This is a genomic window from Amycolatopsis oliviviridis (assembly GCF_014654365.1).
GTDB lineage: Bacteria > Actinomycetota > Actinomycetes > Mycobacteriales > Pseudonocardiaceae > Amycolatopsis > Amycolatopsis oliviviridis.
Genome location: NZ_BNAY01000016.1, coordinates 95,039 through 119,547, shown reverse-complemented (window position 1 = coordinate 119,547; position 24,509 = coordinate 95,039). Strand labels below are relative to the sequence as shown.

The 24,509-nt window shown below is 67.6% G+C and carries 24 protein-coding genes; 16 read left to right on the top strand and 8 right to left on the bottom strand.

The annotated features are described in order from the left end of the window. From IE302_RS41365 to IE302_RS41350, 4 genes are all read right to left on the bottom strand, one after another. Nucleotides 1–130, bottom strand: a 130-nt coding sequence (locus IE302_RS41365) for a DUF4383 domain-containing protein (protein ID WP_191259913.1), incomplete at its 3' end; no start/stop codon positions are given. A 41-nt stretch (nt 131–171) separates the two neighbouring features. Next, nucleotides 172–309 (bottom strand): hypothetical protein, encoded by a 138-nt coding sequence (locus IE302_RS42990; protein WP_229908329.1) that lies wholly within the window; start codon nt 307–309, stop codon nt 172–174. Between the two features lie 36 nt (nt 310–345). Next, nucleotides 346–1,383: a carboxylate-amine ligase gene (locus IE302_RS41355; protein ID WP_191259912.1), complete on the bottom strand. Its 1,038-nt coding sequence runs from the start codon at nt 1,381–1,383 to the stop codon at nt 346–348. Continuing rightward, nucleotides 1,383–2,894 (bottom strand): FAD-dependent oxidoreductase, encoded by a 1,512-nt coding sequence (locus IE302_RS41350; RefSeq protein WP_191259911.1) that lies wholly within the window; start codon nt 2,892–2,894, stop codon nt 1,383–1,385. Before IE302_RS41350 ends, IE302_RS41355 begins: the two co-directional genes overlap by 1 nt. Nucleotides 2,895–2,977: 83 nt before the next feature. On the opposite strand from IE302_RS41350, the gene IE302_RS41345 reads away from it, so the two are divergent. From IE302_RS41345 to IE302_RS41270, 16 genes are all read left to right on the top strand, one after another. Next, nucleotides 2,978–4,273 (top strand): ATP-grasp domain-containing protein, encoded by a 1,296-nt coding sequence (locus IE302_RS41345; protein ID WP_191259910.1) that lies wholly within the window; start codon nt 2,978–2,980, stop codon nt 4,271–4,273. 3 nt (nt 4,274–4,276) lie between these two features. Further along, complete coding sequence (locus IE302_RS41340) at nt 4,277–6,301, top strand: CocE/NonD family hydrolase (protein WP_191259909.1); 2,025 nt, start codon at nt 4,277–4,279, stop codon at nt 6,299–6,301. Continuing rightward, nucleotides 6,288–7,196 carry an alpha/beta hydrolase fold domain-containing protein gene (locus IE302_RS41335; RefSeq protein ID WP_191259908.1) on the top strand — a complete coding sequence of 303 codons (909 nt, stop codon included), beginning with the start codon at nt 6,288–6,290 and terminating at the stop codon, nt 7,194–7,196. The genes IE302_RS41340 and IE302_RS41335 overlap by 14 nt, the downstream gene beginning before the upstream one ends. A 55-nt stretch (nt 7,197–7,251) precedes the next feature. Then, the gene (locus IE302_RS41330; protein WP_229908327.1) at nt 7,252–7,761 is read left to right on the top strand and encodes a phosphatase PAP2 family protein; all 510 of its coding nucleotides are present in this window, start codon (nt 7,252–7,254) and stop codon (nt 7,759–7,761) included. A gap of 82 nt (nt 7,762–7,843) precedes the next feature. Continuing rightward, nucleotides 7,844–8,281 (top strand): SRPBCC family protein, encoded by a 438-nt coding sequence (locus tag IE302_RS41325; protein WP_191259907.1) that lies wholly within the window; start codon nt 7,844–7,846, stop codon nt 8,279–8,281. 69 nt (nt 8,282–8,350) lie between these two features. Beyond that, nucleotides 8,351–9,571, top strand: a complete 1,221-nt coding sequence (locus IE302_RS41320; RefSeq protein WP_191259906.1) for an Rv2629 family ribosome hibernation factor — start codon at nt 8,351–8,353, stop codon at nt 9,569–9,571. 188 nt (nt 9,572–9,759) lie between these two features. Continuing rightward, nucleotides 9,760–12,087: a molybdopterin oxidoreductase family protein gene (locus IE302_RS41315; RefSeq protein WP_191259905.1), complete on the top strand. Its 2,328-nt coding sequence runs from the start codon at nt 9,760–9,762 to the stop codon at nt 12,085–12,087. A gap of 3 nt (nt 12,088–12,090) precedes the next feature. After that, the gene (locus IE302_RS41310) at nt 12,091–12,549 is read left to right on the top strand and encodes a hypothetical protein (protein ID WP_191259904.1); all 459 of its coding nucleotides are present in this window, start codon (nt 12,091–12,093) and stop codon (nt 12,547–12,549) included. A 320-nt stretch (nt 12,550–12,869) separates the two neighbouring features. Further along, the gene (locus IE302_RS41305; protein ID WP_191259903.1) at nt 12,870–13,100 is read left to right on the top strand and encodes an STAS domain-containing protein; all 231 of its coding nucleotides are present in this window, start codon (nt 12,870–12,872) and stop codon (nt 13,098–13,100) included. Between the two features lie 166 nt (nt 13,101–13,266). Then, nucleotides 13,267–14,061, top strand: a complete 795-nt coding sequence (locus tag IE302_RS41300) for an ANTAR domain-containing protein (protein WP_229908325.1) — start codon at nt 13,267–13,269, stop codon at nt 14,059–14,061. Nucleotides 14,062–14,128: 67 nt separating this feature from the next. Continuing rightward, the gene (locus tag IE302_RS41295; protein ID WP_191259902.1) at nt 14,129–14,512 is read left to right on the top strand and encodes a VOC family protein; all 384 of its coding nucleotides are present in this window, start codon (nt 14,129–14,131) and stop codon (nt 14,510–14,512) included. Then, complete coding sequence (locus IE302_RS42985; RefSeq protein WP_229908323.1) at nt 14,478–14,975, top strand: cytochrome P450; 498 nt, start codon at nt 14,478–14,480, stop codon at nt 14,973–14,975. Before IE302_RS41295 ends, IE302_RS42985 begins: the two co-directional genes overlap by 35 nt. 99 nt (nt 14,976–15,074) lie before the next feature. After that, entirely contained in the window at nt 15,075–15,230 is a 156-nt protein-coding gene (locus IE302_RS41285; RefSeq protein WP_191259901.1) for a hypothetical protein, read from the top strand. 95 nt (nt 15,231–15,325) lie between these two features. Then, complete coding sequence (locus tag IE302_RS41280; RefSeq protein WP_191259900.1) at nt 15,326–15,523, top strand: hypothetical protein; 198 nt, start codon at nt 15,326–15,328, stop codon at nt 15,521–15,523. Between the two features lie 77 nt (nt 15,524–15,600). After that, nucleotides 15,601–17,337 (top strand): ABC transporter ATP-binding protein, encoded by a 1,737-nt coding sequence (locus tag IE302_RS41275; RefSeq protein WP_191259899.1) that lies wholly within the window; start codon nt 15,601–15,603, stop codon nt 17,335–17,337. Then, nucleotides 17,334–19,169, top strand: a complete 1,836-nt coding sequence (locus IE302_RS41270) for an ABC transporter ATP-binding protein (RefSeq protein WP_191259898.1) — start codon at nt 17,334–17,336, stop codon at nt 19,167–19,169. The genes IE302_RS41275 and IE302_RS41270 overlap by 4 nt, the downstream gene beginning before the upstream one ends. 749 nt (nt 19,170–19,918) lie before the next feature. On the opposite strand, the gene IE302_RS41265 is transcribed toward IE302_RS41270, so the two are convergent. The 4 genes from IE302_RS41265 to IE302_RS41250 are packed head-to-tail and all read right to left on the bottom strand — an operon-like array spanning nt 19,919 to nt 24,481. After that, on the bottom strand, nt 19,919–20,947 hold the full coding sequence (locus IE302_RS41265; RefSeq protein WP_191259897.1) for a PLP-dependent cysteine synthase family protein: 1,029 nt from the start codon (nt 20,945–20,947) through the stop codon (nt 19,919–19,921). After that, a complete protein-coding gene (gene hisC / locus IE302_RS41260) occupies nt 20,944–22,083 on the bottom strand; it encodes a histidinol-phosphate transaminase (RefSeq protein ID WP_191259896.1) in 1,140 nt (379 codons plus the stop codon). The genes IE302_RS41265 and hisC overlap by 4 nt, the downstream gene beginning before the upstream one ends. Then, nucleotides 22,080–23,057 carry an ornithine cyclodeaminase gene (locus IE302_RS41255; protein ID WP_191259895.1) on the bottom strand — a complete coding sequence of 326 codons (978 nt, stop codon included), beginning with the start codon at nt 23,055–23,057 and terminating at the stop codon, nt 22,080–22,082. Before IE302_RS41255 ends, hisC begins: the two co-directional genes overlap by 4 nt. Nucleotides 23,058–23,086: 29 nt before the next feature. Then, nucleotides 23,087–24,481: an alanine racemase gene (locus tag IE302_RS41250; protein ID WP_191259935.1), complete on the bottom strand. Its 1,395-nt coding sequence runs from the start codon at nt 24,479–24,481 to the stop codon at nt 23,087–23,089. Between the last annotated feature and the right edge of the window lie 28 nt (nt 24,482–24,509).

Below are 24,509 nucleotides of genomic sequence, written 5' to 3'. Positions count from 1 at the left end.
GGTCGTAGTCGGTGGTGAGGCCTGGGATGAAGCCGGCGATGCCGACGAGCAGGAACACCACTCCGACGGCGGCCGCGGTCAGCTGTGCGGGCGTCCGGGCGGTCCTGGTGGCCGTGGTGGTTCGGGTCATGGCGAAATCTCCTCGAACTCGACGATGATTTTCGCGAACCCTCAAGCGATACCCGGTGTGGTGCGGGCGAAACGACGAGACGGAATCGGCGCGAGGTCGTCGCGGCGGCCGCCCGCCAGGGTATCCACCACGGCGGCCGAAAGCGGGCCTCGGATCTCGGGCAGCGTCGCCGCGGTCACCAGATCGGTCGTCGTCAGGTTCGCGGGATACCCGCTCTACGGGTGCGGAACCGTCTCTTCGGTCAGCATCCGCAACACCGCGATCTCACCGTCCGCGGCGGCCCGGCGTTGCCGTTCGGCGCCGGTACCCTCCCGCTCCAGCCGATCGAGCAGCGTGCGCACCAGAGCTGCGTCACCGGTGTCCTCCAACGCCTGCCGGACATACCCCAGGAGCGCGGCCATCCGATCGGCGGCGGGCACGGGTTTGCCCGCCACCGGGTCGATGGCCGGGCCGGTGAGGCCGTGGCGGGCGGCCGACCAGACGGCGGCAGCGGCGACCTGCGGATCCAGCGGCATGGCCTCGGCGCCGTGGTCGAGGTCGTCGAGCGCGGTGAGTACCAGCGCACGGGTCAGGAGTCCTTGCAGGACGGCCTCGTCCACTGTGGATGCCGTGTCGGCCGCGCGGACCTCGACCGTCGGCCGGTGTGAAGACGGCCTGGCGAGCCAGAACGCCTGGTCGGCGTCGGCCGGCACGCCGCAGTCCACCAGGCGGTCGATCTGCCGGTCGTAGTCGGCGGCGTCGGTGAAATGGGGCGGGAGGCCCGAACCGGGGAAGCGGCTTCGCTCCACCGTCCGCCAGCTTTCGTAGCCGGTGTCGTGCCCGCCCTCGAAAGGGGAATTCGCCGACAACGCCAGCAGTATGGGGAGCCATTCGGCGAGGTGGTTGACGACGGCGACCGCGGTGTCCCGATCGGGCACGTCGACGTGAACGTGACAGCCACAGCCGTACCCCCGATCAAGTGAAGGCCGCAGTGGTGTGCCTGAAGCGATGATGGCGCAGTCCTCCCCGGCGGCCGCCTCGGCGATCGTGCGCCGTCCCGCCGTCAGATGTTCGTACAGCTCGTCGGCCGTGCCGCAGACACCCGACACGGACTCGACCTTTGTCGGCCGCAGCTCCCGGTGCACAACTGCGCCGTCCGGCAGCGTGCAGCAGGTGCGGTGCCGCGCGATCACCGCCTCGGCGCGCGGACAGCTCACCCCGGTTCTCGGGTCGACCAGCAGGAACTCCTCCTCGACCCCGATCCCGATCATCATCACACCCGCTTCTTCGGCAGCGCGCGGACGGCCGGACCTTGGATCACCGACCCGTCCAGGCCGAACCGCGCGCCGTGGCAGGGACAATCCCAGCTCTTTTCGGCGTTGTTGAACGCGACCAGGCAGCCGAGGTGGGTGCAGTGGGCGCCGACGGCGTGCAGCTCCCCGGCGGGATCACGGTAGGCGGCGACGAGTTCGCCTCCCTCCCGGGTCACCTTGGCCTCGCCGGGAACGAGGTCGTCCAATGAGGCGGGCTTCCGCAACGCGCTGAGGTGATCGCCGACCAGGAACTTGGCCACGGTGGCGTTGTTCTCCACGGTGGAGATCGCGGACCGGAGGTCGAACCGGTTCGGGTCGTACAGATCCGCCGACGGATTGTCCCGGCCGGTCAGGAGATCCGCCAGCAGCAGTCCGGCGGCCGTCCCGCCGGTCATGCCCCATTGCCCGAAGCCGGTGGCGACCCAGAGGTGACGGCTCGCGGGATGGTATCGCCCCACGTAAGGCACTGAGTCCAGGGTGGACAGATCATGGGCGGACCATCGGTGCGTCACCCGCCGCACACCGGCGTGATCGCCGGCCCATGAAGCCAAGCGCTCGTAACGACTTTCGACGTCGACGGAATCACCGACGCGGTAGTGCTCGCCGCCCGCGATCGCATAAGGGACGCCGTCGTTGAGGTAACTCCGCACGGAGTGGTGAGTGTCGGCGTCGAGGTACATCCCTTGCGGGGGAAGGTTCGCTTCGACCGGTCCGGCGACCACCAGGTCGCGCACCGGATCGAGCCGGGCGAAGTACAGTCCCCGGTCGAGAACCGGGTAGTGCGTCGCCACCACGACTTCGTCCGCACGTACCTCGCCGCCACTGGTCCGCACCCTCGTGCCGCCGAGTTCGTCGACCCCCTCGGCGCGGACGCCTTCCACGATCGTGCCGCCCGCCTTTTCGATCTCTTCGGCGAGCCCGAGCAACCAGCGTCGCGGGTGGAAGTGGGCCTGGGAAGCGAACTTGACCGCGCCGAGCGCCGGGACGTCGAGCTCCACGTCGGTGACGTAGGTGGCGGGCAGACCGGCTTCGGCGGCCGCTTCCGCTTCACGCTCAAGGCTTTCCACGGTTCCGGGGTTGGTCGTGTAGACGAAGCTGTCGGCGCGGGTGAAACCGCAGTCGATGCCGAGTTCGGCCGACGCGGCCGCGATCCAGTCGAGAGCGGCGGCTTGGCTGTACGCGTACGTTGCGGCAGCCTCGGTCCCCTTGGTCTTGGCCAGGGACGCGTACTTGAGACCGTGCTGGGTGCTGAGCTTGGCGGTGGTGTGCCCGGACACGCCCGCCGCCAGTCGGCCTGCTTCGAGGACCAGCACCGAACGCCCCGCCCTCGCGAGCCGGTACGCCGTGGTGAGTCCCGCGATGCCGCCACCCAGGACGGCGACGTCGGCCTCCGGAGGCAACGGTGTCCCGCTCCGATCGGGGGCGGGAGCGGTGTCGAGCCACAGGGAACGTGTGCCGGGCAACTCGTTCATGACGCGCGGATTCCCGTGCGATCGTGCGGGCAAACCAGCGCTGGCCGGGTTTTCGCGTGCACTCGAACGGGTAGCCGTCGGCCATGAACACAGCCCCCAGGTCCCCGGAGAAGAACATCTTCGTGATCGGCCTCGACGAGGGCAACGAAGAGGTACTGCGACGCATAACGGGCGCGGAGTGGTACCGCTTCCACCCCTTGTTGTCGGTCGAGGAACTTCAGCACGGAGAGATCCGGATCACCGAACTCATGGAAAAGGCGCAAGCGGTCTTGGACGCCTTCGACGGCTCCGTCGACGCGATCGTCAGCTATTGGGACTTCCCGTCCTCGACGATGGTGGCGATGCTGTGCGAGAAGTACGGTCTACCCGGTGTGTCGCTCGAAGCCGTGCTCAAATGCGAGCACAAGTACTGGAGCCGCCTCGAACAGTCGAAGGTCATCGACGAAGTACCCGCGTTCGGCATCGTCGATCTGGACGACGAGAACCCTCGTCCACCTGAGGGAGTCGGCTACCCCATGTGGCTCAAGCCGGTGAAGTCCTTCTCGTCCGAACTCGCCTTCCACGTCACCGATGAAGCCGAGTTCGAGAAGGCCGTCGCCGAGATCCGGGAAGGCGTAGGCCGCGTCGGTGACCCCTTCGACCTCGTTCTCGGCAAGGTCAGGCTTCCCGCCGAAGTGGCCGACGTCGGAGGTGCCGCGTGCCTCGCGGAAGGCGAGCTGAACGGCGTCCAGGCCGCGACCGAGGGATTTGTCCACAATGGACGCGCCATCGTGTACGGGGTGCTCGACTCGATCAACTACGATGGCTCACCTTGCTTCGAAAGACATCAGTACCCGTCGCAACTGCCTGATGACGCCGTCCGCCGGATGACCGAGATCTCGGTTCGTGTGATGGAACAAATCGGCTTTGACAACGGCACGTTCAGCATCGAATTCTTCTGTCACCCCGAGTCCGGGCAGGTCTGCCTGCTGGAGATCAACCCTCGGCACTCGCAATCGCATGCCGAACTCTTCGAATACGTCGACGGTTCACCCAACCATCAGATCATGCTGCGGCTGGGTCTCGGTGTGGATCCCGGCGAACGACGCCGCCGCGGCAACTACCAGATCGCGGGCAAGTGGTACTACCGCCGCTTCGAGGACGCGCTCGTCACCCGGGTGCCGACCCGCGCGGAGATCGCCACACTGCGGTCGGAGATCCCTGGAGTGAAGATCGAAGTGGTGGCGCAGGAAGGCGTTCTGCTTTCGGAGCTGCCCGAACAGGACAGCTACAGCTACGAACTCGCTCACCTCTTCGTCGCGGGGCAGACCGAACGGGAGATGAAGGCGAAATACCGGCGTTGCGTGGAAGCGCTGCGGTTCGAATTCGAGGAGGGATAGCGCATGCGGACGGTGGCTTCGCTGCCGTACGAGATCACCGGGGACGACCACGTGTGGATCCCGATGTCCGACGGCGTCCGGCTTTCGGCGAGGATCTGGCGTCCGGCCGCTTCGGACACCGAACCGGTTCCGGCGATCCTGGAGTACATCCCGTACCGGCATCGTGACCTGACCTCGGTGCGGGACTCGATCCACCATCCTTATCTAGCGGGACACGGGTACGCCTGTGTCCGGGTGGACATCCGAGGTTCGGGAGAGTCCGAGGGCGTACTCGCCGACGAGTACCTGGAACGGGAACAGCAGGACGCGGAAGAAGTCCTGGAGTGGATCGCCGCGCAACCATGGTGCACCGGCCGGACCGGGATGATGGGGATCTCCTGGGGCGGTTTCGCCGCCCTGCAGGTCGCCGCGCGCAAACCGCCCAGTCTGGCCGCGATCGCGATCTCGTCCTTCACCGACGACAGGTACGCCGACGACATGCACTACATGGGCGGCTGCCTGCTGTCGGACAACGTCGCCGAGGCGTCCACGATGTTCGCCTACGCCACGTTGCCGCCCGATCCGGCGCTCGCGGGTGACCGGTGGCGGGAGCTGTGGCACGAACGGCTGGAGAACTGCACGCTCTGGGTAGAAGAATGGCTGAGTCACCAGCGCCGCGATGACTACTGGCGGCACGCGTCGGTCTGCGAGAACTACAGCGACGTCCAGGTGCCGGTGCTCGCCTCCAGCGGCTGGGCGGACGGCTACTCGAACGCCGTTTCCCGCCTGCTGGCCAACTTGGACGTGCCGCGCCGCGGGCTCATCGGGCCGTGGTCGCACAAGTACCCGCACCTGGGGCAGCCGGGACCCGCGATCGGCTATCTGCAGGAACTTGTGCGTTGGTGGGACCACTGGCTGAAAGACGTCGAGAACGGTGCGATGGACGGGCCGATGCTCCAGACCTGGATGCAGGACAGCGTGCCGCCTTCGACGGCCTACGAGGACCGGCCCGGTCGCTGGGTCGGCGAGCCGGCCTGGCCGTCACCGCATGTGCACCCGTCCGAACATCCCCTCGCCCCGCACCGGATCGCCCGTCCCGGCGAGGAGGTTTCGGAGGAAAGCCTGTCGGTGGCGTCCCCGCTGTCCGTCGGTCAGTTCGCCGGAAAGTGGGCGTCCTACAGTGCGCCACCCGATCTCCCTTACGACCAGCGTGAAGAGGACGGCGGTTCGCTCGTGTTCGACACCGACGAGCTGACCGAGCCGTGCGAGATCCTCGGTTCACCGGTGGTGGATCTGGAGGTCTCCGCGGACAAACCGGTGGCCCAGGTCGCCGTCCGGCTGTCCGACGTCGCGCCGGACGGCCGGGCCACCCGCGTGACCTACGGCCTGCTGAACCTGACCCACCGCGACGGGCACGACGAACCGGAGCCCTTGGAGCCGGGCAAACGTTATCGGGTACGGGTCGAGCTCAACGCCGTCGCGCAGGCGTTCCCGGCCGGGCACCGGATCCGGCTGTCGATCTCGTCGTCATACTGGCCACTGGCGTGGCCGCCGCCGGAACCGGCGATGGTTACCGTCCACACCGGACGGAGCGCGCTCACCCTGCCGGTCCGGCCGATGGCCGAAGCGGACGAAGTCCCGGCACGGCCGTTCGATGAGCCGGAGGGCGCGGAGCCGCTGCCCGCGACGCAGATCGAGCCGGGGGAGCAGCGCTGGACCGTGTCACGCGACCTGATCGACTACCGGTCGACGCTCGAAATCGTGAAGAACGAGGGCAAGGTCCGGTTCGACGACATCGATCTCGACGTCACCAGGAACGTGGTCGAGACGTACTCGTCGATGGCCGACGACTTCTGCTCCCCGGTCGCGGAGACCGCGTGGTCGATGACCTTCGCTCGCGGTGACTGGGAAGCCAGGTCTGAAACCCGGACGCGCGTTTCCTGCACTCCCGACGAGTTCGTGATCGATGCCCGGCTCGATGGCTATGAGGGAGAGCGAAGGACGTTTTCCCGCAACTGGCATCGGACGGTGTCCCGTGACCAGGTCTAGGACCAGCCTCGCGGCGAAGGCGCTCCTCGCCTGGTTGCGCCTCACGAACCGGAAGCGCACCTATGCCGAACTCGACCGGTTCCGTCGGAGCATCGCGCGCAGCCAGCGAAAGGGTGACCTCGGCCCGATCCGGTCGATCCGGCGCCGGTTCGACGTCCGGAGGTCCGAAGTGGACGGACGGCCCTGTTACACGATCCGGCGCCGGGACCCCGGGGTCGGCAAGCAGGTGCTGTACTTTCACGGTGGCGCCTATGTTCATCAGATTCAGCACGATCACTGGCGCTTCTTCGGCAGACTGATCGATCGGACCGGATGCACGGTGACCGTGCCGATCTACCCGCTCGCGCCGAACCATCAGGTCCCCGAAACCACCGAGTTCGCCCGCCGCGCGTACGACAAGTTCGCCGCGGGGATCGAACCGGAGGATCAAGTCGTCATGGGAGACTCCGCCGGCGCCGGGATCGCGCTCGCGCTCGCGAAGTCCTTGCGGGACGACGGGCGGCCGGTCCCGAAGGAGATCGTGCTGCTCTCACCGTGGCTGGACCTCACAATGAGCCACCCGGCCCAGCCCGCGCTGGACCGGCGCGACCCGTACCTCGCGCTCACCGGGCTCGACGAGGCGGCAAAGCTCTACAGTGGATCGCTGCCCCGGGCGGACTCCCGGCTGAGCCCGACCGGCGGTGACCTCGGCGGGCTCGGCAGGATGACCGTCTATATCGGTACCAAAGACGTCCTGCTCTCCGACGCCCGCAGGCTGCGAACTCTCTGCACCGAACAAGGCGTCCGGCTCGGCTACCACGAGTACGAGGGCATGATCCACGCGTGGATGCTCGCCTCTATCCCGGAGGCCCGGCTCGCGATCGAGGAGATCGCCCACCTCGTCGATCGTGCGTGAGGTGTGACCTTCCTGCGAACGGGGTAACCAGACCCGGCAGGAGGAGGTACAGAAGTTGGCTTGGGCGAAAGTCGAGCGGGTGCTGCGCGACCTGGATGCGGGCGTGGTGCCGACCTCTCGTGCACATCCCGTCCTGGTCGCGACGACGACGGCCGCGCGTGGCGGGTTCCTGTGGCTCGTCATAGCGGCCTTGCTCGCCGCTCGTGGTGGCGGCGCCCGACGTGCGGCCGGACGCGGCCTCGTCGCAGCGGGAGCCGGTATGGCGTGCGGTCACCTGCTCAGCGCCCTCGTCCGGCGACCGCGTCCGCCTGCCCGCGACCTGCCTGCCCGGGAGTCGTTGCCCGAACAGCCGAGTTCGTCGTCGTTCCCGTCGAAGCATGCGGCGACGGCGGCGGCCTTCACGGTCGCCGTGACCCTGCGATCACCGAGAGCGGGAGTGTTCGTCGTTCCGGTGGGCGTGCTGGTCTGCTACGGCCGGATGAGGACCTACATTCATTGGACCACCGACGTTCTCGGCGGTGCCGCGCTCGGTTTCGCGATCGCCTACCTCCTGCGCCGGCGCTGACGGTTCCGTTACGTCCGCTCCGATTCATCAGGGCGCGCCGCGTCCATGGGATTCACGGCCGGAATGACGGGTATCCGGGGGTATGAGCGACTACCGCCACACCGCCACCATCGAGATGCCCGCCGCCGACCTGTTCGCGTACCTGCGCGAGCCGCGGAATCTGCCTCGGTACTTCCCGCAGATGAGTCAGGCCGAACTCGAGGGCGGCGATGTGGTCCACGTCGAGGCCGATGTCCACGGTGAGCGTGTGGAGGGCGAAGCGTGGCTGAAGGTGGACGAGGGCGACCGTACACTGCGCTGGGGTGCTCAAGGGCCGCATGACTATCAGGGGGAGTTGTCGATCGACGACGCCGGTCCGGCGGCGTGCCGCCTCACGGTCACTCTGCACAGCGTCCGTGACGCCGACGATGAGGAAGTCCAGCGCGGGCTGGAGGAGACCGTGGCTGCACTGGCGCACAAGGCGACCTCGGAGTCCGATGTGGACACCGCCGAGCACCAAGGCGGCTGGGCAGGCCACTGACCAGGCGATGGTCCCGGATCGGGAGCGGCGGAGCCACTGATCTCCTGGTGCTCACGCAGTTTGGCCTGCTTGCTCAGCGAGGTGCCGGTGGGCTTCAGCCTGCTGATCGCGATCGTCACGTCGGCGATGATTCGGCGGGCTCTTCTCGGGTACCCGAAGATCGACAGCGGACCCGAGGAGGCAGGAGACGACGTGCACAGTGCAACGCTCCGAGAGGTAGTCGGACGTGAAGGTCCCTTCGCGTCGGTGTATTTCGACAACTCGCACGACACCGAGGACGCCGTCGGACAGCTGGACCTTCGTTGGCGTTCGATTCGTGAGCGGCTGGTGGAGGAGGGTGCGGAGAAGCGAACGCTCGCCGCACTTGACGCCGCGGTGGCCGACGCTCCACCCGCTCAGGGCAAGGCCGGACGAGCCTTGATCGCGACCGGCGACGAAGTCCTGCTCGACGAGCAATTGACGGCGCCGCCCTTCCGCGAAGTCGCCCGGGTCGCGCGGCAGCCGTACTTGCTTCCGCTCCTCCGCCTCACCCCGGCTGTCGTGCCGCATGTGGTCGTCGTGGCGGACAAGACAGGAGCGGATCTCTTCGGGTTCGACCAGGAAGGTGCCGAACGCCGGACCGTCGAGGGTGAGGACCACCCGGTGCACAAGGTGCGGGGCGGCGGCTCGGCCTATTGGAGCATTCAACGCCGGGTGGAGGCGGTCGTCGAACGCAATGCCGCAGAGGTGGCCCGGGCGGCGGTGGAGCTGGCCGACTCCACCAGGGCCGAGGTACTGATCCTGGCGGGCGAGGTACAGGCGCGAGCGCTCGTACGCGACGAACTTCCGCCCAGGGGCAAAGAGAAAGTCGTCGAGCTCGAAGAAGGAAGCCGGGCCTCCGGCAGTGACCCGGACGCGCTGGAATCCGAGGTGCGCCGGGTGCTGGCCGAGCACGCGGAAAGCCGTCGGCAGGACGTGATCGATCGGTTCCGCACCGAACAGGGCCGTGACAACGGCTTGGCCGCGGATGGGCTCGCGCGGACCGCGGCGGCACTGCGATCGGGTGCCGTCGAAACCCTGCTGATCGACGGCGATTCGCTGCTCGATCGCATCGTCTGGACGGCGGACGACCCGACCCAGGTCGCGATCGCGAAGGAAGACCTCCGGTTTTCGGAGGCGGAGTCCCCGACGGATCACCGCGCGGACGAGGCTCTTCCGGCGGCAGCGCTGGTCGAAGGCGCGGATGTCGTCCCCGTCAGTGGCGAAGGACTGGCGGAAGGAGTAGGCGCGATTCTTCGGTTCACGCCTTGAGCAGTCCGGCCCACGATCACCAGGGTGGTAGTCGAAGCGTTGTGGGACCGCTCCAGTGGCCTGAGGGGATAACTGGGGCGAATTGCCATCGCGCAGGGGAGCAGCGGAACCGAATGAGGGTCACAAAGGGCGGCGCGCCGGAGCGAGAGGTCGGTTTGGCGGCCTGTCGGGCTGGGTATCGCGCGAATATGGCCGATCGAATCGAACAGGTTTGGGGGACACGGACTCCGTACTCGCGCGACACGGTGTGGCCCCGACGGGTGGATCTCCAGCTCGCGCGAGGGCTGGAAGAGTCCGATGTGGATTCCTGGGTCCAGTCGGCCTGTGTGCTGTGCAGCAACGGGTGCGCCTGCGACATCGCCGTCAAGGACGGGCGCATGGTCGGTGTGCGCGGCCGTGCGGACGATCTGGTCAACCACGGGAGGATGGGCCCCAAAGGCCTGTACGGATCGTGGCAGTGGAACGGCGAGGACCGCTTGACCCGGCCGTTGATCCGGCGCGACGGCGAGCTGGTGGAGTCCGATTGGGACACCGCGATGGACCTGATCGTGCGGCGTTCGAAGAAGCTGCTGGCGGATACGGGGCCGCTGTCGCACGGCTTCTACACCAGCGGGCAGCTGTTCCTGGAGGAGTACTACACCCTCGGGGTCATCGGGAAGGCCGGTCTCGGCACGCCGCATATGGACGGCAACACCAGGCTGTGCACGGCGACAGCGGCGGCCGCGATGAAGGAGAGTTTCGGCTCCGACGGTCAGCCCGGCACGTATGCCGACATCGACCACTGTGAAGCTCTTTTCCTTTTCGGGCACAACATGGCCGAGACACAGACCGTGCTGTGGTCGCGCGTGCTGGACCGGCTGGCCGGGCCTGAGCCGCCGGTCGTCGTCGCCGTCGACCCTCGCGAAACGAAGGTCGCCATGGCGGCGACGGGGTCCGGCGGCGTGCACCTGGCCCCGCTGCCCGGCACGAACCAGGCGCTGATGAACGGCCTGCTCCGCGAGCTGATCGTCAACAAGCGGATCGACGAGGACTACGTCGCCGCGCACACCATCGGCTTCGACGATCTCGAAGCGACGGTCGAGCCGTACACGCCCCGGCATGTGGCCGAGGTATGCGGGATCGAACCCGCCGCGCTGGTACGGGCCGCGGAGATCTTCGGCACCACACGGCACGTGCTTTCGACCGTCTTGCAAGGGTTCTACCAGTCGCACCAGGCGACGGCGGCGTCCTGCCAGGTCAACAACCTGCATCTGCTGCGGGGAATGATCGGGCGGCCCGGTTGCGGGGTCCTTCAGATGAACGGCCAACCCACCGCCCAGAACACCCGCGAGTGCGGCGCCGACGGTGACTTGCCGGGGTTCCGGAACTGGGAGAACCCCGAGCACATCCGGCAGCTGGCCGAACTGTGGAACGTCGACCCGATGACCATCCCGCATTGGTCGCCGCCCACTCACGCGATGCAGATCTGGCGCTACGCCGAACAAGGCTCGATCCGGTTCCTGTGGATATCGGCCACCAATCCGGCGGTCTCGATGCCCGAACTGCCGCGTATCCGGGAGATCCTGGGCAAAGAGGACCTGTTCGTCGTGGTGCAGGACGGTTTCCGCACGGAGACGGCCGAGTTCGCCGACGTCGTCCTGCCCGCCGCGTTCTGGGGCGAGAAGCAGGGGACGTTCACCAACGTCAACCGCACGGTGCATCTCTCGGACAAAGCCGTCGAACCACCCGGAGAGGCACGCGCGGACCTGGACATCTTCCTCGACTACGCGCGGCGAATGGACTTCCGTGACCGAGACGGTGATCCGCTGATTCCGTGGCGTACCCCGGAGGAGGCTTTCCGGGCCTGGCAGGAGTGCAGCCGGGGCAGGCTGTGCGACTACAGCGGGCTGTCCTACGAAAAACTTCGTGGTGGCAGCGGAATCCAATGGCCTTGCGACAAAGACCATCCGGACGGCACCGAGCGGCTCTACACCGACGGCGTGTTCTCCACGGATCCGGACGTTTGCGAGGACTTCGGCCACGACCTGCTCACCGGCGGCACCGTCTCACCCGAGAGGTACCGTGCCCAGCGTCCGGAAGGCCGGGCGTTCCTCAAGGCGGCGGAGTACACCTCGCCACCGGAAGAGCCGGACGAGCGCTATCCGTTCGTCTGCACGACCGGGCGGACCGTCTATCACTTCCACACCCGCACGAAGACGGGCCGCGCGCCGAAGCTGCGTCGCGCGGCACCGGAACCGTGGGCGGAACTGTCGGCCGCCGATGCCGCCGACCTCGGGGTGACGGACGGCGCTCTCGTGCGCGTCGAGTCCGTCCGCGGCGCGGTCGAGGTGACGGCGAGGATCGGCCGTGTTCGTCCCGGCGTGGTGTTCCTGCCTTTTCACTACGGCTACTGGGACGTCGGCGAAGGTGGCCATACGCGTGCCGCGAACGAAGTGACACTGACCGAATGGGACCCGGTGTCCAAGCAGCCGTTGTTCAAGCTCAGCGCTGTCCGGGTCACCAAGGTGGGGGATTGAGCCATGCATCTCGCGACCTACCTCGGCCTTCTGCACACTTCGCTCAATACCCTGGCCGACGCGTTCCGGGAGGTCGGCCGTGGCCACGGCGACGAACCCGACGTCGAGCACATGTGCTCGACGCTCGCCGGACGACTCGACGGGCAGGTCGAAGCCCTCACCCCCATCGTCGAGCGGTACGGCGAGCAGCGTGAACAGGAACCCGACCGCCTCCATGCCGCGGGCCTGGAGACCACTCGGAGCGGCGGTGTCGGGCTGTTACGCGACCTGCAGGACCTCTATGCGCTGGCTTCGTTCACCGACGTCACCTGGACCATGGTCGGCCAGGCGGCGCAAGGGCTGCGCGACCGGGAGTTGCTGGACCTCGTCCAGAGCTGCGAACAGGACACCGCCCGCCAGCTGACCTGGCTTCGGACCCGGATGAAGCAGAGCGCGCCGCAGGCACTCATCGCAGCGCGTTAGCCCGGCGTCTTCATCGTTCGAGGACCGGCTTCGAACCGCAATCAGCCACAGCGTTGACGCGGCCGGCCTCGTATGTTCGCCGGTCGCGGGGACGATCACCGTGCCCGCTGCGATGTCCGAGGTCTGCTGGGGATCCTCATCGTGAGGGTCCGCTGTCGACTGCTCAGGCTGCGGGTCGCCAAAGCCCGATTTACGGTTGAGGAGGGCGGTTCAGTCCGTAGCTGGCGCACCTTGACCACTTTCAGCCCGCATATCGAGCTGACGTGGGACCAGCGGTGCACCCTCCGGAGTTGGCCTCACGTGCAGCGTGGAGGCCACGCATGACCGCACTCGCCGCACCTGATCTCTCCCGGCCGACGCCGAGCTTCCAGGTGAACGCGACCAGCGACGCGACCGTGCTCGACGTCGCCGGAGAACTCGATCTCAACGTCACCGATCGGCTTGCCGACTGCCTCGGTTCCGAGCTCGCTCTCGGCCCGCCGGCCCTCATCGTGGACGCCGCCGACGTAACCTTCTGTGCAGTACGCGCGCTGGCCATCAGCAGGCACTGACCACACCCGGGGGAGAACGGCGCTACATCTTGCAGCTCGCTGCTTCAACCTCGAACGCAGGATGACGTCGTCGCCGCGGCGGAAGGTCACCGCCACCTGAGGCGAGCACCCGCTGTCTTTGGCAAGATCGAAACGGCAGACTGAGTTCGGTCCGGGAGGTGAGGGGGTGGCCGTGTCCATGCCGCGCTCGGCGGCGGATGACATCCCCGTCGCCGTCCTGTTGCGCACCCTGCTCGATCGCGTCAGTGGTGACATCCCCGGCACGCTCGGTGCCGCGCTCAGCGTCGCCCATCACGGGGAACCGCTCACCGTTCTGGTCGCCACCGGGATCGGTGACCATCTCGCTCCAGCCCAGACCCAGCTGTTCGGCGGCCCGATTCCCGACGCCGCGGCCACCAGTGATCCCACGGTCACCGACAACGTGTTCACCGACTCCCGCTGGCCGAAGCTGACTCTCGACTCGATCACCGAGCAGTTCCCGCAACTGACCTCGACGTGGCGCCACGTACGCGGTGTCGCCGCACTGCCGAGCTATTACGACGAAGACAGTGCCCTGGTCCTGTCCGTCACGCTGGATCATTCCGGCACCAGCGAGGCTTTGCGGGTGCTGACCCGTTACGAGGCCGTCGTGACCGCGACGCTTGTCGTCGCCGAAGCGCACGGCGCCGCCGGTTCGGAGCAGATGATGGCGGTGCTGCGTTCCCGCGCCGCGATCGAACAGGCCAAAGGCGTGATCATCGGTATCCGGCGCTGCGGCCCTGAGGAGGCCTGGGCCACGCTGCGCCGGGCCAGCCAGGAATTCAACGTCAAGATCCGGGACCTCGCCGTCGCCCTTGTCGAGCACCTCGGTCACACACCCCAGTCCACGCCCGAGGGAATCCCGGTCATCGTCCCGACACCGGAAGCACGCCACGCCGCCGAACGCCTCTGGACCGCCTTCACCACACCCGGCCCCGAATAGCCGCCCACCGTTCAGCCCGGAGCGCGGGCAAGCAAAAGCGTCCCGGGAACTTGGCTAGCCTGTCGGCATGCTCAGGCTCGGGTTGCCGGTGATCGGCGTATCGGATCTGTCGCGGGCGGTGGCGTTCTGGACCGCGGCGTTGGACCTCGTGGCCAGTGACGAGTGGGCGAGTGACGGTTGGCGGACCTTGGTTCGCGCCGATGGGTCCGGTCGCGTTTTGGGGTTGATGTCGAGTGCATCGCCGATCGAGCCGTATCCGCGAATTCACCTCGACCTCTTCGTCGACACCGCGACGGAGCAGGAAGCGGAGGTCGCCCGTCTGAAGAGCCTTGGGGCCAGCGACGTCGAGTGGGACCGCTACCCGCCCAATCCGGACTTCGTCGTTCTCGCGGACCCGGACGGCAACCGCTTCTGCGTTGTCGACCTCAGCAACGCACCCTCCGGAGGCTGACTACGCCGTCATCTTCGCTCGCTCGGGCGAGGTCATCGCGAGACTGGTCTGCCCGGAGGTCCGCGTCGCCGTCCATCGCCCAGGTCGGCAGGTCGGGGTGGAACCCGCGCTGCTGCGGGAGACCCGCGGCGAAACGGTGTGGGGACCGGACCGCACCACGGTCATGGTGTTCACGCCGTACTTCCATCGAGACGCTGAACGGTTGCCGTATGCGGACCGCTTCGAACCGGACATCTGGCTCGACGGCCGTGCGGCCGACAATCCGGCCCTGGTCCCGTTCAGCGGCGGCCCTGGAGCGTGCCCCGGGCGGAACGTCGTGCTGTTCACGACCTCGATGCTGCTGGCCAACCTCGTCCGTGATCACGACATCCAGCTGCTCGGAAGCGCACTGACGCCAGATGAGCTGCCGCTGACTCTGGACAACTTCGGCCTACGCTTCCTGCTCCATCGCCGTGCGTCGTGACCCCGGAGTTCACGGCCGGACCTGGTCGGCGACCCGAGCCGTTCCCGACGCGGTCCTCACCGCCCGCGAACCGACCTGGAAGATCATTTGCTCCGCGCCGTGGTTACCGACGGCACCGGACTGGCCACCGGCATCGCCCAGCTCGCCACATGGCTTCTCGTCGGCGCCCTCGTCTCCATCCTCATCATCGACCGCCGCCGCTACCTGTCCACCAAGAGCGTCCGGCTCCGCCGCGCCCGTCCCGTGACGGCCTGACGGCGGATTCCGTTGTCCCACTTCACGATGCGGAAGCCGCGCCTCGTCGACGCTCGGCTTGTGGAGCCGATGTTGGCGCAGAGCGAGATCGCGAAGTGGGGCTGAGCGCGCGGGACGCCGTGCTCGCGGTCGACTTCGTCGCCGCATCCAGGACGATCTGCGACCACGTGTTCGACTCGGCGCTCGCCACCGCGCAACCCGAAACCCGGCTGCACCTTGACATGAATATCGTTATCAATAAGGTTGACGCATGCCGCGGCGTGGATCCGCGCGCGAGGCGTGGTGCCGACTGATATCGATAACGGTTTTCATTGTAGGCTTTGCGGGGTGAGTCCGGCGAGCGTGAACGAGACTTTGTGGAGGTGCGGCCGTGTGGTCGACGATCAAGTTGTTCCTGGGCTTGCGTCCGCGAGCCTGGGTGGAGATAGCCGGGCTCGTCGGGTTGATGTTGCTGATCACGGCCACGTATGTCGGTCAAGGCCTGCTGATCGCGGACCTGCTGTCGAAGGCGTTCTCCTCGGGTGACATCGGCGGGCTGCTGGCGTCGTTGGCCGTGATCGGCGTGCTGCAGCTGGCCCGCATCGGCCTGATCGTCCTGCGGGACTGGTGGGCGCCCAAGGTGTCGGCGCGGGTGAAGGAGGCGGTGCGTGAAGGCCTGACGCTCAAACTGATGGAGATCGGGCCCGGCCAGGCACAGCGGATGCGCACCGGCGATCTTCAGTCGACTCTGGTGGACTCGGTGGAGCTGCTCGACCCGCTGGTCGGCCGGTTCGTGCCCGCCGTGGTGGCGTCCGTGCTGGGGTCCTGGCTGGCTTCGGTGTACGTGATCGCGGTCGATCCGGTGGTGGGGCTCGTCGTGCTCGTATGCGCTTTGCTGGCACCGCTGTCGAAGTTGTTCGGGGAACAGGCGATCAGGGAACGTGGCGGGCGCTGGATGGTGTCCTACCGCGGCATGTATTCCGAAAGCCTGGACGCGGTGCAGGGGATGGGGACGCTCAAGGCGTTCAACGCCAGTGGCAGGCGCGGCCGGGAGATGGTCGAACGGGGTGAGGCGTTCTGCCGGGATTCCATCCGGCTGATGATCGCCTGGTGTGGCACGTCGAGTATCGGCGCGCTGATGGTGCCGATCGGCACGGCCGCCGCCGTGGGCCTGGGGGCCTGGCACGCGGCGACCGGCGCGGTGAGCGTCGCGGGACTGTTCACGATCCTGATGCTGACCCGCGAGACTTTCCGGCCCATGACCGAGCTCGAAGCGGCCTACCACTCGGCGTACTACGCCATCCCGGCCGGACGCGCGGTCGCCGACGTGCTGCGCCTGGAGCCGGACGCGCGGGACACGGCGGAGACGATCCCGGAGCTGCGGCAGAATCCGCCCGGCTTGGAGTTCCGCGCTCTCCGGTTCTGCTACCCGACCCGGAAAGTCCCGGCGCTGGACGGGTTCGACCTGAACGTCGCGCCAGGGGAGCGGGTGGCCATCGTCGGTCGTTCCGGCGCGGGAAAGAGCACCGTGCTGGGTCTGATGATGCGCTATTTCGACGTGGACGCGGGCTCTATCCGCGTCGACGGTCGTGAGATCTCGGAGTTCCCGCTGGCGAACCTGCGATCGTTGATCGGGGTCGTGGCGCAGGACACCTATCTGTTCCACGGCACGGTTCGGGAGAATCTGCTGCTGGCGAAACCGGATGCCACCGACGAGGAGATCCGTCGCGCGGTGACGGCGGCTCAGGCGGTGGACTTCATCTCCCGTCTGCCCCAGGGGTTCGACACGATCGTCGGCGAACGCGGCCTGAAACTGTCCGGTGGCGAGCGGCAGCGCATCGCGATCGCGCGTGCCCTGCTCAAGGACGCTCCCGTGCTCATCCTCGACGAGCCGACGTCGAGTATCGACGCCGCCAACGAAGCGGAGATCACCCAAGCCCTCGGCGACCTGACCCGCGGCCGTACGACGATCATCATCGCCCACCGGCTGTCCACGGTGCGCGACGCCGACCGGATCGTGGTGATGGACTCCGGCCGGGTGGCCGAGTTCGGCAGTCACCCGGATCTGTTGGCACGCAAGGGCCTTTACGCGGAACTCGTCGCGACCCAGACTGGAGTGCCGGCATGACCTCGACCGTCCACGTCCACGAGCACGGCCACGGCCACTCCCACGGGCACGGCGCCGCGAGCGCGCCAGCGTCCGGCCTGTCGCTGGTCGCCAGGCTGCGAAGCCTGATGCCGCTCTTGGGCGAGCACCGCAGGCTCATCACGGTGGCCTATCTGGCGGGGGTGCTGCACCAGCTGCTCTTGCTCGCCTCGTCCGGAATCGGCGCTTACGTCGTGGCGCGGGCCGCCTCGGGCGCCTCGCTGGATCAGCTCACCGGCTGGCTGATCACGCTCGGTTGCCTCATCCTGCCGCTGGTCGTCCTGAGCATCGCCGACAGCACCTACGCCCACGTCGCCGCCTTCCGCGCCTTGGCTGACACCCGGGCCAAGGTGTTCGCCGCTTTCGAACGGCTCTCGCCCGGGTACATGCTCGAACGGCGCTCCGGTGACCTCGGCTCGGCCGCGGTCTCGGACGTCGAGCAGATCGAGCTGTTCTTCGCGCACACCCTCAGCCCGCTGGCCGTCGCGTCGACCGTTCCGGTGGCCACCACCGTCGCGCTGGGGTGGTTCCACTGGTCGCTGGCCTGTGTTCTGGTGCCGATCCTGATCCTGCTCGCGTCGGTCCCGGCATGGTTGCGGCGTCAGGCCGAACTGCACGGAAACGAGTTGCGTGACTCCCTCGGCCGGATGAGCGCCGACAGCACCGACACCTTCCAGGGACTGCGCGAACTCGTGAACTTCGGCGCGCACGCCCAGCGGCTCGGGCTGCTGCGCACACAGAGCGCCCGGCTGGCGAAGGCGAAGGCCGCGCACGGGCGCCGCAGCGGCATCGAGTACGCCGCCACGGACACCATCGCCCTTCTGGGCATACTCGTGGTACTCGTACTGGGCGCGTGGCTCGTCATCGAGGGCGAGCTCGACCGCTCGCTCTTCCCGGTCGCCGTCGTGCTCGCCGGGATGGCGATGCTGCCGGTGCTGAAAGTGACCGAGGTCGCGCGAGAGCTGTCCATGGTCGCGTCGTCGGCGGACCGCATCAACACGCTGCTCGACGCGCCGGCCCCGGTCACCGACCTGGTCAGCAGGCCGCCGGACGGGCCGATCGTGCCGCATGTCCGCTTCACGGACGTGACTTTCGCGTACCGGAGTGACCTGAGTCCCGCCGTGCGGGAGATCGACTTCGAGATCCGTCCCGGGGAAACCGTCGCACTGGTCGGACGTTCCGGCGCGGGGAAGTCGACCTGTGCCAACCTGTTGCTGCGGTTCTGGGACGTCACCGACGGGTCGGTTTCCGTCGGCGGGCACGATGTCCGCGACTTCCCGCAGGAGGACCTGCGCGGCCTCATGACCCTGGTACCGCAGGACACCTTCCTGTTCAACACCAGTCTGCGGGACAACATCCGCCTCGGCCGCGCCGACGCCTCCGACGAGGAGGTCGAAACCGCCGCCCGGGCCGCGCAGGCGCACGAATTCATCACCACCCTGCCGAACGGCTACGACACCGTCGCCGGCGAACTCGGCGCGCTCATGTCCGGCGGGCAACGGCAACGGATCGCGATCGCCCGCGCCCTGCTGAAGGACGCTCCCATCCTGGTGATGGACGAAGCCGTGTCGAACCTCGACGCAGCCAGCGAACAAGCGGTGACCGAGGCGATGGACGAGGCCCGGCACGGCCGCACCACCCTGGTCATCGCCCACCGGCTCTCCACCATCCGCACCGCGGACCGGATCGTCGTGATCTCCGAGGGACGGGTCGCCGAAACCGGGACCCACGAAGAACTCCTCGCGCTCAACGGCGCCTATGTCGAGCTGCTCGCTTCGCAGCTCGAAGGGTTCATCGAGGACGACGCTTCCTGACAGGCGGTTTCCGGTAAGGGGGCCGCTGAGCAGCTCGGTGCAGGTGGTCGTGAGTGGTAAGTGTCGTTCTCACGGACTTGTATTTGCCTACCCACTGGTGTGGCTGGCTCGGCCTTGGTGATGAGGGATTCGGGGGCATGAACGGGCCCAGATCCGTCATCGGCGGGGCTCTGCTTTGTCTCGGTGTCGGGTGGGGGCTTGTGCTGGATGGTGGTGTGGTCGACGGGGGAGGATTCCGGCCGGTGAGCGTCCGGAATCTTCCCCTGTCATCTCGTCTGCGGCCGGTCGTGACCGGTACGACCTTGATCAACGGAGGATCGGGGACGTTGAGTGTCCCCGATCCTCCGTTGATCAAGGTCCGAGACCGGGCGCCCCACTCGACGGTGAAGGAATCGGGACAGTCAACGTCCCGATTCCTTCACCGTCGAGCCTGGCAGCCGCTGAACCGCCACCCTCGCGCAGGTCAGGCATAGGTCGGTAGATGCTGAGCCGTTCTAACGTCACTTACCACTCACGACCCCGCGAGAAGCGGCCATAACGACGTATAAAAAAATCGGGCGCGTGATCGGACCGTTCTGTCCCTTGTGGACACTGTGCGCCGGAGGTGAGCCGCAAACCGGTCCGGGAACCCTGCTTCGGCGGAGATGCACCACGGCCCCGTGAGCCGTACCAGATCACCGGCGGCGAACCGCTCAAAACCGAGATCGCCCGTTCACGTCGGTGAACGGGCGATCTCGCTTGTCGGTGGATCAGTGGACTTCGGCGGGCGCCTTCTCGGGCACGCCGGCCCGGGCGTGCGGCAGCATCGAGGAGAGCCGGTCGGTGACCCGCGCGTCGAACAAGCCGTTCGCCGCCATCCAGGCGTCGTTGAACACGGTGTCGAGGTACCGCTCGCCGCCGTCGCACACCAGCACGACGATGGTGGTCTCGGGTCCCACGGTCCGCGCCCGCTCCAGGGCCTTGTAGACCACGCCGCCCGCCGAACCACCGATCAGGATGCCGAAGTTCCTTGCCAGGTAACGACAAGTCTCGAAGGCTTCCGAATCCCCGACCTTGATCCCTTCGTCGATCAGGTCGTAGTCGAGGACATCGCAGATCTCCGAGACTTCCGGGGTTCCGGTGCCGGATTGGTGGTAGGGCGCCTCTTCACCGCCGAAGGCGATCGACCCGACCGGCTCGACACCGATGATCTTCAGGTCCGGGATGAGCTCCCGCAGGACGCGGCCCGTGCCGCAGAGCGACCCGCCCGTGCCGACCGCACCATAGAGATAGTGGATCTCCTTGCCCAGGTCGTCGCGTAGCTCGCGGGCGAGTGGCCGGTAACCGTTGGGATTCCCCGGATTGCTGTCCTGGCCCGTCAGGAAGGCGCCGTGCTCGGCTGCCAGCCGGCGCGCCGTGGCGTACCGGGCGGCGGTCGCGAGCCCTTCCTCGTCACCGGAGACGTTGAGCAGTTCGGCGCCGTAGGCGAGCATGCCGCGCAACTTGTCGACACTGGCGTGGTTGTCCACCACGGCGGTGAACTTGTACCCACGTTCCGCGGCGATGAGTGCCAGGCCGATCCCGGTGTTGCCGGAGGTGGCCTCGACCAGCCACCCGCCGGGGGCGAGCAGGCCCTGTTCCTCGGCTTCGTCGACCATGTTCCTGGCCATCCGGATCTTCGCGGTGCCGGTGGGGTTGTACTGCTCCATCTTCAGCAGGACGGTTCCGGCCCCGTCCGCCACTGCCAATCTGATCAGCGGCGTTCGCCCGACCAGTTCGGACACCCTGTCCTTGATCATGGATTGCCCTTCGCGCAGATCTCCGTCAGGCACCTGACGAAGACGTCGTTCTCTTCAGGGGTCGACAGTGAGGCCCGGATGAAGTTCTCGTATCCCGGTTCGCGCCACGCCTTGACGATGATTCCGGCGCGGTGCAGTTCCCGGGTCACCCGGTCCGAGTCGCGGTTCGTGTCGATGAACAGGAAGTTGGCCGACGAAGGCGCGACGCGGAAACCCGCTTCGCGCAACCGATCCGCGACCCTGCCGATTTCGAGACGGGTCCGGCGGACCGTGTCCGCCAAATGCGCGTGATCGTCCAGCGCCGCGACAGCGGCCTCCTGTGCGAGCTGATTGACGTTGTAGGGAGTGCGAACCCGGTTCAAGGCCTGAACCAGATCGGCGTCCGAGGCGACGCCGTAGCCCACCCGGATGCCCGCCAGACCGTAGGCCTTGGAAAAAGTGCGCAACACGATCCACGGGCGGTCCTGCCCGCGCAGCACCGCCAGCCCGTCGGGGTACGCGGGATCGGGCCGGGCGAATTCGCAGTAGGCCTCGTCGAGTACCAGCAAGGCCGACTTCGGCGTGCCCGCTACGACGTTTTCCAGTTCGGCGGCGCTGAGCATCGCGCCGGTCGGATTGCACGGATTGGCGAGGAAGACCAGTTTCGGCTCCTCGGCCAGCGCCTCGCGCCAAGCGGGAGCGTCGAACCCGAACTCGGCGGTGACCGGGACCTTCCGGACCCGGGCTCCCATCATGTGCGGGAAGATCTCGTGCAGGCTGAAGCCCGGTGCCTGGGTGGTGACCAGGTCGCCCGGATCGAGCACGGCCTGGCACAGCAGTTCCAGGATGTTCTCGGAACCGTTGCCGAGCACGACGCGGTCGACCGGCACGGCCAGGTTCCGCCCGATGGCCTCGGCCAGCCGTTTGCCGGTGGGATCGGGATAGCGGGAGAAACCCTCGTCCAGGCGCAGGCGCATCGCTGCGGCGACTGCGGGGGAGACCCCGAACGGACTCTCGTTGTTGGACAGCTTGATCACGCGGGGAGTGCCGCTGACGCGGGCCACCTCGTCCGGGTCGGCGCCGGGGTCGTAGGCGGGAAGGTGCGCGACCTCCTTGCGCACCAAGGAGAGCCGGGTCGTGAACGTGCCGATGCTCACCAGAAGCCGACCCTTTCCCCGCGCCCCGCCGCCAGCGCGAGATCGGCGATGTAGCGGCCCAGCGCCGCGTCGGTGACCGCCATCCCGCTGTTGTAGGCGAAGACCACGTCGTCGGGATCACGACGGGCGGGGGTGTCGCCGAGCAGGATGTCCGGCAGTTCGGCGTCCACCGGGGGCAGGCTGCCGTCCGGGGCGCGCAGCTTGCCGCAGGTGACGTGCATCTGCGTGGTGTTGGTGGCGATCCGGTAGTCCGCTCCGTGGAACACGTCGTGCACGCCGTAGCCGAGCAGCACGGAGATCGACCCCGGCTTCACCCAGTCCCGCTGGACCGTCTGCGTCACGGACAGGCCGGAGGTACCGATCAGGATATCGGCGTCGCCCGCGGCCTTCTGGAGGTCGTCCACGATCTCGACCTCGCGGCCCTCGACACTGTCCTGCACGGCACGCAACCCCTCGGGGTAGGTGCCGAACACCTGCAGGCGCTCAAGATCCGGCAGCGCCGCGAGCAGCATCGGCAGGGCGATCTGTCCCTGGACGCCGGTGCCGACGACCAGGGCGCTGCGGGCGTCGGGACAGGCCGCGCGGGCGAACAGCGCGCTGGTGGCCGAGGATCGCAACGGCCCGAGTTTCACGACGTCCATCAGCGCGATCGGTGCCCCGGTGGTGTCGTCGGCGATGAAGATGAAGGAGTGGAACCGGTATTCGTCCCGGCGGCGGCTCGGGTCGAACTCGTAGACCGCCTTGAAACACACGGTGTCGCTGGAAGCGTCCCTGGCGACCATCGAGTAGCTCAGCGAATGGTCGTCCTGGTCTTCGATGATCGTCTTGACCGGGCTGTCCGATCCGCGTTCACGGACCGCGCGGTAGGCCCCGCTGACGACTTCGAGCACCTGCCCGTAGTCGAAGTCCAAGCCTTCTTGGTGGGACTGCGGCAACAGCCACAGCTGTCCGGGCTCGGCGTAGCTCTGTGACATGCGAGAGATCTCCTTCGTTTCGAGGCTGCTCAGATTCCGTCCAGTCGCCAGCGCGGTGGCGCGTCGCCGTCGCCGAGCCGGAGAACGGCCTTTCGCGGCAGAGGGGCGTCGTGGAACTGCGATTCGAGAAAGTCCATGTGGTAGCCCGCCGTGTTGAGGTAGACCAGGAGATCACCGGGCCGCACGGGCCGGGGGAACCCGATCTTCCGCCAGGTCACCATGTCGTTTTCCAGGCAGGTCGAACCCGCGACACAGGCCGGGAAGACCTCGTCGGCGCCCGGCTCGGCCGAGAGCAGCGCGGGGTCCGGGAGATAGTCGGTGTTGAACCACGGTTCGCTGAGACTGAGGCTGTTGCCCGCGACGGTGACGATCGCGTACCCGTCGGTGTCCCGCCGGTCGTCGACCTGCTGTGCGCGGTACACGGTGAAGCCGGCCTGGTCCAGCATGGACCGGCCGGGCTCGACGATGAAACGGATGCCGTTCCGGGCCGCCTTCGCCGACAGGCTCTCGTTCCCTTCGACGGGATGGTTCATGAGCGTGCGCGCGGCCTCGGCGGTCGGCTGCCCGCCGTAGGGGTAGAAGGAGAAACCCTTGGCGGCCTTGGTTCCGTGATAGTGGGCGAGTTCGTTCTGCTGGAGGAACTCGTCCCAGAGCCGCGGTTCGACATAGCGCATCGGTAGGCCGCCGCCGATGTCGACGACTTCGGCGGAGAGCGCGCCGCGACGCCTGGCGTCGAGGCAGTGCTCGATCATCTCGTTGGCCGCGGTCGCCCGTTCCTCAGGGGAATAACCGTTCAGATGAAAGGAGAATCCCTGGAAGCGCACGTGGTCCGAGAGGTCCAGGCACAGGCCGACCGCCGCGTCGCGTTCGGCGGCGGCCATCCCGAAGCGGCTGCCCGGCTGGCCGGAGGTGCGGGATCGCAGCACCACCCTGACCCGGCGGTCCGCGAGCCGCGCTGTCGCCGCCAGCCTGCGGAGTTCGCTGATCGAGTCGACCGCGACCAGGCAGTTGTGCCGGACGGCGAGCGAGTGCAGGGCGTCGTCCTTTTCCGGGCCGGAGACACCGATCCGGTGCCCGGGAACTCCGCCTGCCAGTGCTTTGACCAGTTCGGGGGCGCTGGCGGCGTCGATCCCGGCGTCGAGCGCGGCGGCCGAGGAGACGAAGCAGCCTGCCTTGTTCGCCTTCTTGGCGAAGAAGATGTCGACGTCGGCGCCGGTCTCGGTGAACGCCTGCCGGAGGCCGGCGATGTTCTCCTCGAAGACCTCCGGCAGCACGATGTGCAGAGGCGACCCCAGGCCGTCCAAGAGGTCGGACAACAGGGCCCGGTGATCGTCGAGAAGCGCGGAGACGACGGGATGTCGGAGAGCGGTGAGCGGGAAGGGGCGGACTGCGGTCAGCAGGGACCCCTGTCCTTGTCTAGGCATGGGCACGCCAAGTTTTCTACTGCAATCG